Here is a 15,987-nt window from a genome sequence, read left to right as displayed (position 1 = left end):
GTGCGGAACCAACGGCCTTCAATCCATTAGTAACGAACGCAAAGGAGAGCCCGAGTGTCGGTCTCTATTAAGCCTCTTGAGGATCGTATTGTTGTCCGCCCGCTGGAAGCCGAGCAGACAACTGCTTCCGGTCTGGTCATCCCGGATACCGCTAAGGAGAAGCCCCAGGAGGGCGAGGTTGTAGCTGTAGGACCGGGCCGTGTCGACGACAACGGCAACCGCGTTCCCGTCGACGTCGCCGAGGGCGACGTCGTCATCTACTCGAAGTACGGCGGAACCGAGGTCAAGCACGGCGGCCAGGAATACCTGGTGCTCTCGGCGCGCGACGTCCTGGCGGTCGTCGTTAAGTAAGCTTTTTCCGATGAAGACCCCGGCCAGTATTGGCCGGGGTCTTCTCACTGCACCAGCCTGAAAGGAACAAACCATGGCAAAGCAGTTGGAGTTCAACGATGCAGCCCGACGCGCACTCGAGGCCGGCGTCGACAAGCTTGCAAACACCGTCAAGGTGACCCTTGGCCCGCGCGGACGCAACGTCGTGCTGGACAAGAAGTGGGGAGCGCCCACAATCACGAACGACGGCGTCACCATCGCCCGCGAGGTCGAACTCGACGACCCCTACGAGAACCTCGGCGCCCAGCTGGCCAAGGAAGTAGCGACGAAGACCAACGACGTCGCCGGTGATGGCACCACCACGGCCACCGTGCTCGCGCAGGCCCTGGTCAAGGAAGGCCTGCGCAACGTTGCCGCGGGCGCCGCTCCGGGACAGCTCAAGCACGGCATCGAGGTCTCGGTCGAGGCCGTTGCCGCGCGCCTGCTGGAGAACGCCAAGGAGGTTGTCGGCCACCAGACCGCCAGCGTCGCGGCCATCTCCGCCCAGAGCACCGAAGTCGGCGACCTGCTCGCCGAGGCCTTCGACAAGGTCGGCAAGGACGGCGTCATCACCATTGAGGAATCCTCCTCGACGGTGACCGAGCTCGTCCTCACCGAAGGCATGCAGTTCGACAAGGGTTACCTCTCGCCGTACTTCGTGACCGACGCCGAGCGCCAGGAAGCCGTCCTCGAGGACGCGCTGATCCTGATCAACTCCGGCAAGATCTCCTCCCTGGCGGAATTCCTTCCGCTGCTGGAGAAGGCCCTCCAGGCCGGCAAGCCGCTGTTCATCATCGCCGAAGACATCGAAGGCGAAGCGCTGTCCACCCTCGTGGTGAACAAGATCCGCGGCACCCTGAACGCCGTCGCCGTCAAGGCGCCCGGCTTCGGCGACCGCCGCAAGGCCATGATGCAGGACATCGCCACCCTCACCGGTGCGCAGGTCGTTTCCCCCGACCTGGGCCTGAAGCTGGACCAGGTCGGCCTTGAGGTGCTGGGCTCCGCCCGGCGCATCACGGTCACCAAGGACGCCACCACCATCGTCGACGGCGCGGGCGAAGCCTCCGACGTCGCCGACCGCGTGGCGCAGATCCGCGCCGAGGTCGAGCGCACCGATTCCGACTGGGACCGCGAGAAGCTCCAGGAGCGCCTCGCGAAGCTCTCCGGCGGTGTGGGTGTCATCAAGGTCGGTGCCGCCACCGAGGTTGAGCTGAAGGAAAAGAAGCACCGCATCGAAGACGCCGTCTCCGCGACGCGCGCCGCACTCGATGAGGGCATCGTCGCAGGCGGCGGTTCCGCACTCGTCCAGGCCGGCAAGGCCCTGGACACCGACAGCCGCGTCCTCGCCCTCGAGGGCGACGCCGCAACCGCCGTCGGTCTGGTGCGCCGCGCCCTGGCGCAGCCGCTGCGCTGGATCGCCGAGAACGCCGGCCACGAGGGTTATGTCGTCGTTGCGAAGGTCTCCGAACTCGAAGACGGGCACGGCTTCAACGCCGTCACCGGCGAGTACGAGAACCTGATCGACGCCGGCATCATCGACCCGGTCAAGGTGACCCGCTCGGCGCTGCGCAATGCAGCCTCGATCGCCGCCCTGGTCCTGACGACCGAGACGCTCGTCGTCGAGAAGCCCGCTGAGGACGACGAGGACGGCCACGGCCACAGCCACTAGTCCCCGCACGACAGGGCCCGCCACCGGCCCTGCCGGCAGGCAGCAAACACCCCGGCCGGGTCCACCGGCCGGGGTGTTTCGCTTAACGGGCACCACCCAACGGATGCGGTCCGCCCTCGGCACACCCGACCCGATTGCTCCCGGCCAGGGGCCGGCCGGGGACCGGCGGCAGCGACTGGAGGGGACCCGGAGCCCCTCCAGATCACGAAACGGTAAACTGGAGCATTGTGCCGCCGCTTCCTGCGGCACACCGGGCGCTCCGCGGCGCCGACAGGCCAAGCGAAAGGGTCGATGTGGGTGCAACCAAGACCGCGCCGGAGGAGAACCTTCCCGCGGCCCCCGCAGCGCGCCAGCGGCGTCCCGAGGTGCAGGGCCTGCGCGCCCTCGCCGTCGTCATGGTGGTGCTCTACCACGTGTGGCTCGGCCGGGTCTCCGGCGGCGTCGACGTGTTCCTGCTGATCTCCGCCTTCCTGCTCACGTTCTCCTTCGTCGGCAAGGTCGAGTCGGGCCGGCCGCTGCAGCTGCTGCGGTACTGGCTGGGCCTCTTCCGGCGCCTCCTGCCCGCCGCCGTCGTCGTCCTGGTGGCTGTCCTGGCCGCAACGGCCGTGCTGGCCCCGCCCTCCCGGTGGCCGGGAATCTTCGACCAGACGTGGGCGTCCCTGCTGTATGTGCAGAACTGGGAACTTGCCGCCAACGCCGTGGATTACTACGCCCAGGACGACAGCAACGCCAGCCCCCTGCAGCACTTCTGGTCCCTCTCCATCCAGGGCCAGGTGTTCCTGCTGTGGCCACTGCTGTTCGCCGTCTCCGCCCTCGCGGCGCGGGCCGCCCGGCGGCGCTACCGCACCGTCCTCATCGCCGTCTTCTCTGCGGTCTTCGCCCTGTCCCTCGCCTTCTCGATCTGGCAGACCACGCACCACCAGGCGGCCGCATACTTCGACACCCGGTCCCGGTTGTGGGAGTTCGCGCTGGGCTCCCTGATCGCGCTGCTGCTGCCATATGCCCGGTTCGGAATACGTACCCGGGTGGCGCTCGGCTGGGTCGGGCTGGCCGCCATGCTCAGCTGCGGGCTGCTGCTGCAGGTGCAGCAGCAGTTCCCCGGCTGGATCGCCCTGTGGCCGACCCTGGCCGCCGCCTGCATCCTCGCAGCCGGCTGCACCGGGAGCCGCTTCGGCGTCGACCGCCTGCTGAGCGCGGCACCCCTGGTGCGCCTCGGCGACAACTCCTACGCCCTGTACCTGTGGCACTGGCCGATCCTCGTCTTCTGGCTCCTGACCGCCCGCAAGCCCGAGGCCGGACTGCTCGACGGCGCGCTCGTGATCGCTGCGTCGCTGCTCCTCGCCTTTGCCACCACCCGGTTCGTCGAGGTACCCGTGCGCTCATGGTCCTGGCCCACGCTGCGCAGGCGCCGCACCGGGCTCGTGGTAGCCGCGGCCCTGGCCGTCGTCGCCGTGCCCCTCTCGGGGTGGGAGCTGCAGGTCCAGGCCCAGGAAGACGCCGCCCGGATGCAGACGGTGGACGACAACCCCGGCGCGCGGGCGCTGGCCCCCGGGTTCGAGTACCGCGGGGCCGAGGACGCCGTGATCCTTCCCCTCGCCAGCGCCCTGGGCGACGAGTGGGCCGAGTACGACGGCCCCTGCGAAGGCACCCTGGTCCCCACCGACCCCCGGATTGAATTCTGCTCCCAGGCCGGCAACGCCAAGTCGCCGGAGCGCACCGTACTGATCCTCGGCGACTCCCACGCCCAGGTGTGGCTGACCGCGGTGGGCGCCCTGGCCACCGAGCGCAACTGGAACGCCGTCCTGGTGCACAAGCCCGCCTGCCGGTTCGGGGCGGAATCGCCCACCACGAGCCCTGAGTGCAATGCGCACAACGCCGCGGCCCTCGACTACGCCCTCGACCTCGCGCCGGACGCCGTGCTGACGGTCGGATCCAAGACGGACTGGAGCTCGCCCGCGGAAACCGTCCCGGACGGCTACGCCGCCGGGGTGCAGCCCTTCCTTGACCGGGGCATCGAGGTCGTGGCCCTGCGCGACACCCCGCGGTTCGAGTTCGACATGGCCAAGTGCATCGAGCTCAACAGCGGCGATCCCGACGCCTGCGCCCTGCCCCGCTCCGAACTTCTCGCCCCGGAGTCCCCGCTCGAGCAGGTCGCCCGGGACAATCCCGGAATCGGCGTGCTGGACCTGACCGACCAGGTCTGCACCGACACCTCCTGCCCGGGCCTGATCGGGAATGTGCTCGTCTACAAGGACCGCGACCACCTCACCAGGACCTACGTCAAGACCATCCAGCCGGTCTTCAACGAGCGGTTCCTCGCCCTCACCGGCTGGTGAGCCGCCGACGGCTGGTGATCACCCGTCGCCAGGACGCCGTCGTGCGGTCGGGGGAAGTCGTGCGGTCGGGGGAATAGGGCGCGGCGAAGATTGGTTTTAGAATGGTTAACAGCCGGACGGCAGAGCCGCCGATGGCACCCCACCCGCGGTGACACCCCCCGAAAGAGGACTATCAGTGACCCTGTCTGAGCAGAACGAACCCCACGATCCCTTCGGATTCATTGGCCTCACCTACGACGACGTGCTGCTGCTTCCCGGCCACACCGACGTCATCCCGTCCGAAGCCGACACCTCCTCGCGGGTCTCCAAGCGGATCTCCGTCCAGACCCCGCTGCTCTCCGCCGCCATGGACACCGTCACCGAGGCGCGCATGGCCGTCGCCATGGCCCGCCAGGGCGGCCTCGGCGTGATCCACCGCAACCTCTCGATCGCCGATCAGGCCGAGCAGGTCGACCGGGTCAAGCGCAGCGAGTCGGGCATGATCACGAACCCGCTGACCATCGGCCCCGACGCCACCCTCGCCCAGCTCGACGAACTGTGCGGGCAGTACCGCGTCTCGGGCCTCCCGGTCGTCGACGACTTCGGCCACCTCCTCGGCATCGTCACCAACCGCGACACCCGCTTCGTCTCGGAGCAGGACTACCCGCACCGTCTGGTGCGCGAGGTCATGACCAAGATGCCGCTGATCACCGGCCGCGTGGGCATCAGCGGGGATGAGGCCATCGCGCTGCTTGGCACGAACAAGATCGAAAAGCTTCCCCTCGTCGACGACGAAGGGATCCTGCGCGGACTGATCACTGTCAAGGACTTCACCAAGGCCGAGCAGTACCCCCTGTCCACCAAGGACGACGACGGCCGCCTCCGGGTCGGTGCCGCCATCGGCTTTTTCGGTGACGGCTGGGAACGCGCGATGGCCCTCGTCGACGCCGGTGTCGACGCGCTCTTCGTCGACACCGCCAACGGCTACAGCGCCGGGGTCCTGGAGATGGTCGCCCGGCTCAAGGCCGAGAAGTCCCTGGCGCACGTTGACATCATCGCCGGGCAGGCGGCCACCCGCGCCGGCGCCCAGGCCCTGATCGACGCCGGCGCCGACGGCATCAAGGTCGGCGTCGGACCCGGCTCGATCTGCACCACCCGCGTCGTCGCCGGCGTAGGGGTGCCCCAGGTGACCGCCATCTACGAATCCGCCAAGGCGGCCATCCCCGCCGGCGTGCCCCTCATCGCCGACGGCGGCCTGCAGTACTCGGGCGACATCGGCAAGGCGCTGGTGGCCGGAGCGGACACCGTGATGCTGGGCTCGCTCCTCGCCGGTTCGGCAGAGGCCCCCGGAGAGCTGATCTTCGTGAACGGCAAGCAGTACAAGACCTACCGCGGCATGGGTTCGCTCGGCGCCATGCAGACCCGCGGGAAGAACACCTCCTACTCCAAGGACCGCTACTTCCAGGCCGACGTCAGCGGGGACGACAAGCTCATCCCCGAGGGAGTCGAGGGCAGGGTCGCGTACCGCGGGCCGCTGGCCTCGGTGGCATACCAGCTGGTCGGCGGGCTCCGCCAGACGATGTTCTACACCGGTGCACGTACCATCCCCGAGCTCAAGGCCAAGGGCAAGTTCGTGCGCATTACTCCGGCCGGGCTCAAGGAGTCCCACCCGCACGACATCCAGATGACAGTGGAGGCCCCGAACTACGGTTCGAAGTAGGTTTCCGGCCCACCCGGTCGTTTAAGCAGGAGGCCCCCGCCACCCACCAGGGTTGCGGGGGCCTCTTCGTGCGTAGGGGTCGGGGCAGCCCGCGCCTCGCCGACGCCGCCCGGACTCCTATTCGGGAATCGGCACCGCACTGCCGCTGACCGAAACGCGCGCGTCCGTGGGGGAGACGTCAATATCGAGGGTGCTCGGCCGTCCCATGTCCTGGCCCTGGAGGATCGTGATCCGCTGCGGTGCGGTGATGAGTCCCAGTTCCCGCAGGTAACCGCCCAACGCTGCAGCGGCGGCGCCGGTGGCCGGATCCTCCACCACCCCGCCGACGGGGAAGGGATTGCGGGAGTGGAAGGTGACGGGGTCCTCGCGCCAGATCAGCTGCAGCGTGGTCCAGCCCCGCTCGGCCATGAGCTTCCCAAGGCCGTCGAAGTCGTAGTGGAGGTCGGCGAGGCGTTCCCGGCTGCGGGCCGCCAGCACCAGGTGCTCGTTTCCGGCGAAGGCCACCTGGGCCGGAAGCGCTGGATCGAGATCATCCGGCGCCCACCCGAGTGCGGCGAGGGCCCCGGCGGTCTCCGCGGCGGAGGCCGCCCGGCTCCGCGTCGGTGCACTGACCAGGGTGGCCCGGTGGCCGGAGGCCGTGCCGGCCGTTGAGACGGCGATATCCCCGACGGGGGTGCCGAACATCAGGTCTCCGGGCCCGATCCGCTCCGCCAGCGCAACGCCCGTGGCGATGGTCGCGTGGCCGCAGAACGGCACCTCCGCCAGGGGGCTGAAGTACCGAAGGGTGTAGTTCCGCCCGTCTCCGGGCCAGACAAAGGCCGTCTCCGAATATCCCACGTCGGCGGCGATGCGCTGCATTCGGCTCTCGTCCAGTCCGGTGGCGTCGAGCACGACGCCGGCAGGGTTCCCGCCGGCGGGGTCGCTGGTGAAGGCGGCGTACCTCAGAATCTCCATGGCACTACTTTGCCCCACCGGCCCCGTCCCGGGGGAGTACCGCGGCCGGCGGGGCCGGCGGCGGTTCGGCCTCGGTTCGGTCGCCAGCGTGGCAAGGTGCTGCGCGGCGGCACCCCGACGGAGGCGCCGCGCACCGGCCTACTCCCTTCCGGCGAGGAACCGCTCCAGGGCAGCCAGGTCGTCGGTGTTGATGTGGTCGACGCCGGCGGTGAGCAGTTCTGCCCACACCGCCTCGCGGGCAGGTCCGGGCAGGTCCGGAGTTGCCCAGAAGCGGACCCGCGCGCCCTGTGCGTGGGCGGCCGCGACGTAGGCCGTCAGCTTCTCCCGCTCCGCGGCGGGCATTGCGCCGGCCCCCTGCCAGGAGAAGAGCTGCTGCCAGTTGTTGCTGATCAGCGGCATGAGTTCCGCGGGAAGGGCGCCGCCAAGATCCGCCGCCCGCCCATCGTAGAAGCCGAACCGCTGTTCGGCGGCGCTCATGACGGACAGCGGGCGGTTTCCGCTGATCACCGCGGTCACGGCCCCCGGTTTGGTCTTCCCGTGCGTGTAGCGGGTGAGCATCGTGCGGTGCTCGGCGAGTTCCTCCTCGATCGCGGCGTAGGTCGCCGGGCCCTCGCTCTTGATATCGATGAGCAGCTGAAACTCCCCCTCCCACCCCGGGTACACGCTGCCTCCATGGCCCTTGACCAGCGCATCGAGAGGCTCCAGGTACAGGCTTTCGAGGGTCGCCCCCGCGCGGACGTCCTCGCGGTCGTGCGCGACGAGGAGTTCGCCGTCGACCAGCCAGACATCGGCCTCCACGCTGGTGAACCCGTGCCCGAGCGCATCGTAGAGCGGGCGGTCGTGTTCGTAGTCATTGTGGGCGTGGGCGGCGGCGCGGGGCACGCCCAGGTCGACGTCGTCCTGTGCCGCCGGGGCCGGTGCGGTGCCCAGAGCGGTGAGGGCGGTGAGGGCTGCCGCCAGTGCGGCCGTCCTTCGAAGGAGCATGGTCTTCCCTTTCGTTGCTGGCCCCGGGTCCGGGGCACCCTCACGCTAGGAGCCAGGGATGATCGATTGGCCTCCAGCAGGTGACGCGCCGGTGAACTCGGGAAGGACGACGCCGATGCGGGAAGAAACCGGGTCCAAGGGCCCTGTCGAACGCTCGGTCCCCGGAGCAGGATATGCGCAGGGCAGGCAGCGGAGGAGGGTCCATGGCCATCGACAATGACATCTACAACCGCCTCGGCGAGACCTGGTGGGACGAGGACAACGTCCTGAACATCCTCCACGGCAGCTGCACCCCGGGACGGATGGCCTACTTCCGTGAGGTCCTGCGGACGTTGCTGTTCGGCACCTACGCCGGCCGAACAGCGTTGGACGTCGGCTGCGGCTGCGGCTTCCTGGCCGAGGAGTTCGCCCGGCTGGGCTTCTCGGTCACCGGTGTGGACCCGTCCGAGGTGGCCATCTCCGCCGCCCGGAAGCACGCAGGACAGGCCGGGCTGAGCATCCGGTATGTCGTGGGCACGGGGGAGGAGCTGCCGGTCGGCAGTTCAACGTTCGACGTCGTCTACTGCTGTGATGTGCTCGAACACGTCACGGACCTTCCGCGCGTCCTTGAGGAGGCCGCCCGGGCCCTTCGACCGGGGGGCCTCTACCTGTTCGACACCATCAACCGGACCCGGACCAGCAGGTTCCTCGGCATCAAGGTCATGCAGGACTGGTCCCTCACGAAGGTCACCGACGCCGCCCTGCACGACTGGAATCTGTTCATCACGCCGGATGAGCTGACCGCCCAGCTCTCCCAAACGGGGCTCGGCGTCGAGGAGATCGCCGGGCTGGCGCCCCGGGCCCCAAAGCCGGTGGTGCTCAAAAGCTTCTACGACGCCCGCAGGGGCCGGATCAGCTACGGGGAACTCAGCCGGCGCCTGGATTTCGGCAGGGTCAAGAACACCCGGGTTTCCTATATGGGCTACGCCCGCAAGCCGGCAGCGGCCGGGACCTAACAGCGCCGGGAGGCACCGATGGCAACGTATCTTCTCTGCAGCTCCCCGATCTACGGGCACGTAGTGCCCCTGGTCGAGATCGGCCGGTACCTGCGCAGCCAGGGGCACCAGGTGGGCATGCTCACCGGTGCCCGGTTCGAGGATACCGTCACGGGTGCCGGCCTGAGGTTCCTCCGGCTGCCGGAGGCCTGCGACTTCGACGACCGGGACCTTGACCTCTCCTTCCCGGGGCGCGTCGGGAAGAAGGGGCTGGCCCGGCTCCGCTTCGACATGGCGGAAGTCTTCATCAAGCCCATGCCCCAGCAGTACCGCGCCCTGCGGGAGGAGCTCGACCGGACCCCCACCGACGCCGTCCTGGCCGAATCCAGTTTCACGGGCGCCGTCGTCCCGCTGCTGCGCGCGGAACCGCGCCCGTCGATCCTCTTCAGCGGGATCATCCCGCTCGCCTTCTCCAGCAGGGACACCGCCCCCTTCGGTCCGGGCCTGCCGCCCCTGCCGACGAAGGCCGGGGTGCTCCGCAACCTGATGCTCAACACCCTGATCCAAAAGGTCGTGTTCCGGCCCACGCACCGGGCGGCGAACCGGCAGATGAAGGCCGCCGCGGGGGTGCCCCTGCCCGTCCACTTCCTGGACGCGGCCTCCCTCGCGGACCGGTTCCTGCAGTTCACCTGCCCCGGCTTCGAATACCCCCGCAGCGACCTGCCGGCCAGTGTGCGCTTCGTGGGCCCGGTCCTTCCCACCGGGAGCGCTGATTTCACCCCGCCGTCCTGGTGGGGCGACCTCCGGGCCGGGCGCCCGGTCATCCACGTCACCCAGGGCACCATTGACAACAAGGACCCGGGCCGGCTCATCCTGCCCACGCTCCGGGCCCTGGCGGACCTGGACGTCCTGGTGGTCGCCACCACCGGCGGTGCGCCCCTGCCGCCCGGTGACGTGCCGCCGAATGCCCGCGTCGCCGGTTCCCTACCGCACGAGCACCTGCTGCCTCTGGTGGACGTGATGATCACCAACGGCGGATACGGCGGAACCCAGCGCGCGCTGGCGGAGGGCCTGCCGGTGGTCGTCGCCGGGGACCGCGAGGACAAGCCCGAGGTCGCGGCCCGGGTGGCCTGGGCCGGGGTGGGGATCAACCTGCGCACCGGCTCGCCGTCGCCTCGGGCGATCCGCAAGGCCGTCCGGCGGGTCCTGTCCGACCCCTCCTACAAGGAGGCGGCTGGACGGCTGGCCTCGGAGTATGCGCGGTATGCCGCATTGCCGATGATCGCCCGCGAACTCGAGACGGCCGAGGCAGGACCGCCCCGGGGCCGCGGTGACGCGGCCCGCCGGGGCCGTGGCCGGAAGGGTCTTGCCCTTGTCTCAGCGGCCCAGCTGGCCCTCGGTGTCGCAGGATTGCACCGGGCGTTGAGGAAACGCACGGCCTACGACATAGGATTTCTCCGTGGCTCAACGGACACCATCGAGCGTGACCAGTGGTTGACCGGCACCAACCTCTCGGCGCCCGGTGGAATGCTCGTGCTCCAGGCGGTCTGCACCGCCGCCCTGTTCCGGCGGCCCAGCCGCGCTGCCGCGAGAACCCTGGGCATCCTTGGAGCCATCATGACGGGCGGTTACCCCGCGGAGCGGTCGGTCCGGGCCAGTTGGCGGCGGCCCGACGACGGCGTGGCGCCCCTGACGGCGGCGGCGGCACTGCTCGCGGCGCTCATGGCGGCCCTGGGCTTCCGGACCGCCGGGAGGTAGCCCCGGCCGGCGGCGGGTGCGCACGCCGTGGCTGAGCGCTCCACCTCGCGCCTGGCCCTCGTCCCGTACGCCCGCGCTGTCGGGCGCATCCTGGCGCTGAGCGCCAAGGCTTCGCCGGGCGCCGTCGTCATGAAGGTCCTCGGCTCCCTGATCGGGGCGGTGCTGCCGTTGGTCACCACCTACTTTGCGGCGCTGACGACGACGGCGCTCGCCGAGGCCTACGCCGGTGAGCCCGAGGCCGGGCAGCGGGCCGTTCTCTATGTGGTGATCACCGCTGTGCTGGGGCTGTTCTGGGGCGCCTTCACCAGCGTCGACCGGTACATCCAGCAGGTCCTCAGCTTCAGGGTCGGCGCCATCGTGGGCGATTCGATGTACGAGAGGTTCCTCGCGCTGGAGTTCTGGCGTTACGACGACAAGGAGACGGTGGACCTCTACGACCGGGCGCGTCGGTTCTCCGACTCCTACCCCCGGGTCCTCGACCGGATCGCGGCCATCTTCACCCAGCTGGTCTCGGTGGTGCTGGCCATCGGGGCGCTGCTGCTGGTCAGCTGGTGGGTGGCGCTGATCGTCCTGATCGCGATCGTGCCCAGCGTGTATCTGCAGTTCCGCCTCTCGCGGGAGCAGATGGCGCACTGGAACACGCAGGTCGACTCCCGCCGTCAGCGCCGGATGATCGAGACGAACATCATGCGCCCGCAGTACATCGCCGAGATCCGGTTGTACGGGGTGGTGGACTATCTCATGCAGCTGCGGTCGCGGCTGCGTGACGCCGATGAAAAACGGCGGCTCGACTTCCAGCGGCGCTATATCCCCAAGCAGTTGCTCGCCGACGCGCTCCAGTACGGCGCGGAGGTCATCGCGCTGCTCTGGGTGGTCGGGCAGATCATTGCGCGGGCGCAGCCGGTGGGCCAGTTCCTCTACATTCAGCAGATCGTCAGCCGGGCCCTGAGCACAGCCAACGACCTCGTCAGTTCGCTCAGTTCCATTGACGAAGACCTGGCGAACCTGAACGACTACGAGCTGTTCATGGGGCTCCCGGTCCCGGCCGCGACGGGTGAACCGCTGTCCGGGCCGCCTTCGCGCGTCGAGCTTGAGGACATCCACTTCACCTACGCGGGCAGCGACCTGGAAGTGCTCAAGGGCATTTCGATGACGATCGAGCGCGGCCGGCATATCGCCATCGTGGGGGAGAACGGGGCGGGGAAGTCGACGCTGATCCGCATCCTCGCCGGGCTCTACGTACCGAGCGCGGGCAGTGTACTGCTCGACGGGCGGGACCTGCGCACCGTTGGCACGTCCTCCTGGCACCGGCACCTCGCGGTCATGTCGCAGGACTTCCTGAAGTACGAGTTCGCCACGGCGGGGAACAATATTTTCTTCGGCGACGTAGGTGCCCCCCGGGACGAGGAGCGCATCGAACGCGCGGCCGCCGATGCGGAGGCCGCGGACTTCATCCGCCGGCTGCCGAACGGATTCGAGAACCATGTCAGCAACTGGATGGAAGACCCGCGCGGGCGCAAGGGCAGCGGGCTGTCCGGCGGGCAGTGGCAGCGCCTGGCGATGGCCCGCAACTTCTACCGGGATGCCCCGTTCATTGTCATGGACGAGCCGACCTCGGCCATCGACGCCCTCGCGGAGCACCGGATCTTCACCCGGCTCTTCGAGGACCGGTCCCGCACCATCGTCGCCATCAGCCACCGGCTCGCCACGATCGAGAAGGCCGATGTGGTCTACATGTTTGAGGACGGGCGGGTGGTGGAGTCCGGGACGCACCGCGAGCTCGTGGAGCTGCGCGGCCGCTACTACCGGATGTTCGAGAGCCAGCTGCAGCCCACGGTTCCCTGAGGCCCGGCCGCAAGCCCACACCGACCCGCAGCCGAATTAAACCAAAAACCGGCCCCGCGCCGGGAAGGCGCGGGACCGGTTCAGGTGCTGCTGGGAGCCGGGTGCTGCTACGCGTCGACGACGATCGCGGTGATCACCGGGGTGCGGTTGTAGAACCGGCGCATCCAGTTCGCCGTGGCCCGCTCGATGACGGCCTCCGGGTCCAGATTGCGGGCTCCGCGGCCGCCCTGGCGGCCCGACGGGCCGTCGGTGAGGGCCTTCTCGACGGCGGTGCCTGCCTTGTCGAGGTCGGCCGGATCGCAGGAGAAGCCCTGGATGAAGAACTCCGGGGGCTCGGCCATGGTGCCGGTCTCGGCGTCGATGATCGCCAGGACGGTCACCGAGCCTTCCTCGGCGAGCCGGCGGCGCTCGCGCAGGGTCTCTTCCGTGATGCCTCCGACGCTGGCGCCGTCGACGAACACAAGCCCGGCGGGCACCTTGCCCGAGACGGTGGCGCGTCCGCGCTGGAGGTCGACGGTGACGCCGTCCTGGGCGATGATCACGTTGCGGGGCTCCACGCCCGTCGCGACGGCGATCTCGGAGTTGGCACGCAGGTGGCGCCATTCGCCGTGGACCGGCATGACGTTGCGCGGCTTGACGATGTTATAGCAGTAGGCGAGCTCGCCGGCGCTGGCGTGGCCCGAGACGTGCACCTTGGCGTTGCCCTTGTGGACGACGTTGGCGCCGATCTCGGTCAGGGCGTTGATGATGCCGTAGATGGCGTTCTCGTTGCCCGGGATCAGCGAGCTGGCCAGCAGGACGGTGTCGCCCTCGCTGATCTTGATGGCGTGGTCGTTGTTGGCCATCCGGGACAGTGCCGCCAGCGGCTCGCCCTGGGAGCCGGTGCAGATCAGCACGACCTTGTGGTCGTCGCTGCGCTCGAGCTTCTTGAAGTCGACGAGCAGGCCCTGCGGGATCTTCAGGTAGCCCAGGTCCGCCGCGATGGTCATGTTGCGGACCATCGAGCGGCCCACGAAGGCGACCTTGCGGCGGTGCTGGTGGGCAGTGTCGATGATCTGCTGGATCCGGTGGATGTGGCTCGCGAAGCTCGAGACGATGATGCGCCGCGGAGCGGTGCGGAACACGGCGTCGATCGCGGGGGCGAGGTCCTTCTCCGAAGTGGTGAAGCCCGGCACGTCGGCGTTCGTGGAGTCGGTGAGGAACAGGTCCACGCCCTCCGCGCCGAGGCGTGCGAAGGCGCCGAGGTCGGTGATGCGGCGGTCAAGCGGGAACTGGTCCATCTTGAAGTCGCCCGTGTGCAGCACCATGCCGGCGGCGGTGCGGATCGCGACGGCGAGGCTGTCGGGGATCGAGTGGTTCACCGCGACGAACTCGAGGTCGAATCCGCCCAGAGTGCGGCGGTCGCCTTCCTTGACCTGGATGGTCTTGGGGGTGATGCGGTGTTCCTTGAGCTTGGCCTCGATGAAGGCCAGGGTCAGCTGGGAACCGACCAGGGGGATGTCCGCACGTTCGCGCAGCAGGTACGGAACGCCGCCGATGTGGTCCTCGTGGCCGTGGGTGAGCACGACGGCGACGACATCGTTGATGCGTTCGCGGATGTAGGAGAAGTCGGGCAGGATCACGTTGACGCCGGGCTGGTGGTCCTCGGGGAACAGGACGCCGCAGTCGACGATGAGCAGCTTGCCGCCGAATTCGAAGACGGTCATGTTTCTGCCGATTTCGCCGATGCCGCCCAGGGCGACGATGCGCATTGCGCCCTTGGCGAGTGTCGGGGGAGTTTTCAGTGCGGCGGGTGTTTTATTCACGAATTGGTATTCTCTCGTCGATGTCGCGGCGGGCGGGCCGCCGCGTGGAATGGTCGTGCTCGAAGGGTGTTGCTCTAAAAATAATTCCGCGCAGTCCGCGGGACCGGTCGGTGCTGTTCCACCGGGTGGAGCGGTGCGAACCTCCGGGGCCCGGTGGCTGCGCCGGGTCGAATGGCCGAGGGAAACCGCCCGCTTCGTTGCGGTGCGGGGGTGCCGGCGCCCGCAGTTCTGCTGCCCGGCCGGTGTTTCACAGCGGTGTTCCTTTTTGCAACTCTATTCCGTACGGGGGTAAGAGGGTTAATTGGGTCGGCCCGGCGGGGGCACGGGAGGGGGCCGGAGGTCGGACAATATGCCCTGATGAGAGTGCCGCGCGGGGCTGGGATAACCTAGAGCAGTGACTTACGAGATTGAAATTGGCCGGGCCAAGCGTGGACGCAGGGCGTACTCCCTCGACGATGTCGCCGTGGTGCCCTCCCGGCGCACCCGCGACCCGCTCGATGTGTCGGTGAGCTGGCAGATCGACGCCTACCAGTTCGAGATGCCCGTCATCGCGGCGCCCATGGATTCGGTGATGTCGCCGGCCACCGCGATCGCCCTGGGCCGGCTCGGCGGGCTCGGCGTGCTCAACCTCGAGGGCCTGTGGACCCGCTACGAGGATCCGCAGCCGGTGCTCGATGAGATCGCCGGGCTCAGCACCGAGAACTTCAGCCCCGCCGCGACCGCGCGCCTGCAGGAAATCTATGCGGCGCCCATCCAGGCCGACCTCATCACGAGCCGGCTGGCCGAGATCCGCGAGGCCGGCGTGACCGTCGCCGGGTCGCTGACCCCGCAGCGCACCCAGCAGTTCTACAAGACCGTCCTCGCCGCCGGCGTCGACATCTTCGTCATCCGCGGCACCACCGTCTCCGCCGAGCACGTGTCGAAGAACGAGGAGCCGCTGAACCTCAAGCAGTTCATCTACGAATTAGACGTCCCGGTGATCGTCGGCGGCGCCGCCGGCTACACCCCGGCCCTGCACCTGATGCGCACCGGTGCCGCCGGGGTCCTCGTGGGCTTCGGGGGAGGGGCGACGACGACGACGCGGCGGGCCCTCGGCATCCACTCCCCGCTCGCCTCGGCCATCTCCGATGTGGCCGCGGCCCGCCGGGACTACATGGATGAATCCGGCGGACGCTACGTCCACGTCATCGCCGACGGCGGCATGGGCGCCAGCGGCGACATCGTCAAGGCCATCGCCATGGGCGCCGACGCCGTCATGCTCGGTTCGGCCCTGGCCCGCGCCGAGGAGGCGCCGGGGAAGGGCTGGCACTGGGGCCAGGAGGCCCACCACGCCGAGCTTCCCCGCGGCGACCGGTTCAACCTTGGAACCGTCGGCCCGCTGAAGGAAGTGCTGTGGGGCCCCTCCCACCACACCAACGGCACGTCAAATTTGATCGGGGCGCTGCGCCGGGCCATGGCGACCACGGGATACTCGGATCTCAAGGAGTTCCAGCGGGTGGAGGTTGTCCTTTCACCCTATGTTTCGAACGATTAAGTGCGTTCCGGGCGGTTGAGTGCCTAAGGTTGGGGTACGCAGAACTCAACGTTTCGGAGG

11 protein-coding genes are annotated in these 15,987 nt (G+C 68.9%); 8 read left to right on the top strand and 3 right to left on the bottom strand.

From position 1 onward, the window contains the following. Nucleotides 1–54: 54 nt before the first annotated feature. The 4 genes from groES to guaB all read left to right on the top strand — a co-directional run bounded on the left by groES (nt 55) and on the right by guaB (nt 6,073). A complete protein-coding gene (gene groES, locus GVV77_RS07990) occupies nt 55–351 on the top strand; it encodes a co-chaperone GroES (protein WP_087076694.1) in 297 nt (98 codons plus the stop codon). A 73-nt stretch (nt 352–424) separates the two neighbouring features. Then, complete coding sequence (groL, locus tag GVV77_RS07985) at nt 425–2,038, top strand: chaperonin GroEL (protein WP_159617607.1); 1,614 nt, start codon at nt 425–427, stop codon at nt 2,036–2,038. Nucleotides 2,039–2,331: 293 nt separating this feature from the next. Further along, nucleotides 2,332–4,374: an acyltransferase family protein gene (locus GVV77_RS07980; RefSeq protein WP_246199704.1), complete on the top strand. Its 2,043-nt coding sequence runs from the start codon at nt 2,332–2,334 to the stop codon at nt 4,372–4,374. A 175-nt stretch (nt 4,375–4,549) separates the two neighbouring features. After that, nucleotides 4,550–6,073 (top strand): IMP dehydrogenase, encoded by a 1,524-nt coding sequence (guaB, locus tag GVV77_RS07975; RefSeq protein ID WP_246199703.1) that lies wholly within the window; start codon nt 4,550–4,552, stop codon nt 6,071–6,073. A 117-nt stretch (nt 6,074–6,190) separates the two neighbouring features. Here the strand turns inward: guaB and GVV77_RS07970 are convergent, their stop codons facing one another. Both GVV77_RS07970 and GVV77_RS07965 read right to left on the bottom strand, forming a co-directional pair. Beyond that, nucleotides 6,191–7,027 (bottom strand): PhzF family phenazine biosynthesis isomerase, encoded by an 837-nt coding sequence (locus tag GVV77_RS07970; protein ID WP_159617606.1) that lies wholly within the window; start codon nt 7,025–7,027, stop codon nt 6,191–6,193. Between the two features lie 138 nt (nt 7,028–7,165). Continuing rightward, a complete protein-coding gene (locus tag GVV77_RS07965) occupies nt 7,166–8,011 on the bottom strand; it encodes a phosphatidylinositol-specific phospholipase C/glycerophosphodiester phosphodiesterase family protein (protein ID WP_159617605.1) in 846 nt (281 codons plus the stop codon). A gap of 203 nt (nt 8,012–8,214) precedes the next feature. Between GVV77_RS07965 and ubiG the strand changes: the two genes are divergently transcribed. The 3 genes from ubiG to GVV77_RS07950 are packed head-to-tail and all read left to right on the top strand — an operon-like array spanning nt 8,215 to nt 12,588. Then, nucleotides 8,215–9,006, top strand: a complete 792-nt coding sequence (gene ubiG / locus GVV77_RS07960; protein WP_159617604.1) for a bifunctional 2-polyprenyl-6-hydroxyphenol methylase/3-demethylubiquinol 3-O-methyltransferase UbiG — start codon at nt 8,215–8,217, stop codon at nt 9,004–9,006. Between the two features lie 18 nt (nt 9,007–9,024). Then, a complete protein-coding gene (locus tag GVV77_RS07955; protein ID WP_159617603.1) occupies nt 9,025–10,743 on the top strand; it encodes a glycosyltransferase in 1,719 nt (572 codons plus the stop codon). A 27-nt stretch (nt 10,744–10,770) separates the two neighbouring features. Next, nucleotides 10,771–12,588, top strand: a complete 1,818-nt coding sequence (locus tag GVV77_RS07950; RefSeq protein ID WP_159617602.1) for an ABC transporter ATP-binding protein — start codon at nt 10,771–10,773, stop codon at nt 12,586–12,588. 107 nt (nt 12,589–12,695) lie between these two features. Here the strand turns inward: GVV77_RS07950 and GVV77_RS07945 are convergent, their stop codons facing one another. Then, nucleotides 12,696–14,339, bottom strand: coding sequence for a ribonuclease J (locus GVV77_RS07945; RefSeq protein WP_159617874.1), 1,644 nt, complete (start codon nt 14,337–14,339; stop codon nt 12,696–12,698). Nucleotides 14,340–14,787: 448 nt separating this feature from the next. Between GVV77_RS07945 and GVV77_RS07940 the strand changes: the two genes are divergently transcribed. Next, nucleotides 14,788–15,927 carry a GuaB3 family IMP dehydrogenase-related protein gene (locus tag GVV77_RS07940; protein ID WP_120164870.1) on the top strand — a complete coding sequence of 380 codons (1,140 nt, stop codon included), beginning with the start codon at nt 14,788–14,790 and terminating at the stop codon, nt 15,925–15,927. Nucleotides 15,928–15,987 lie beyond the last annotated feature (60 nt).

The organism is Arthrobacter zhaoguopingii, from assembly GCF_009828605.1.
Lineage (GTDB): Bacteria > Actinomycetota > Actinomycetes > Actinomycetales > Micrococcaceae > Arthrobacter_D > Arthrobacter_D zhaoguopingii.
Note: the sequence above shows the minus strand (reverse complement) of the source record. Positions and strands in the feature narration are given on the sequence as shown.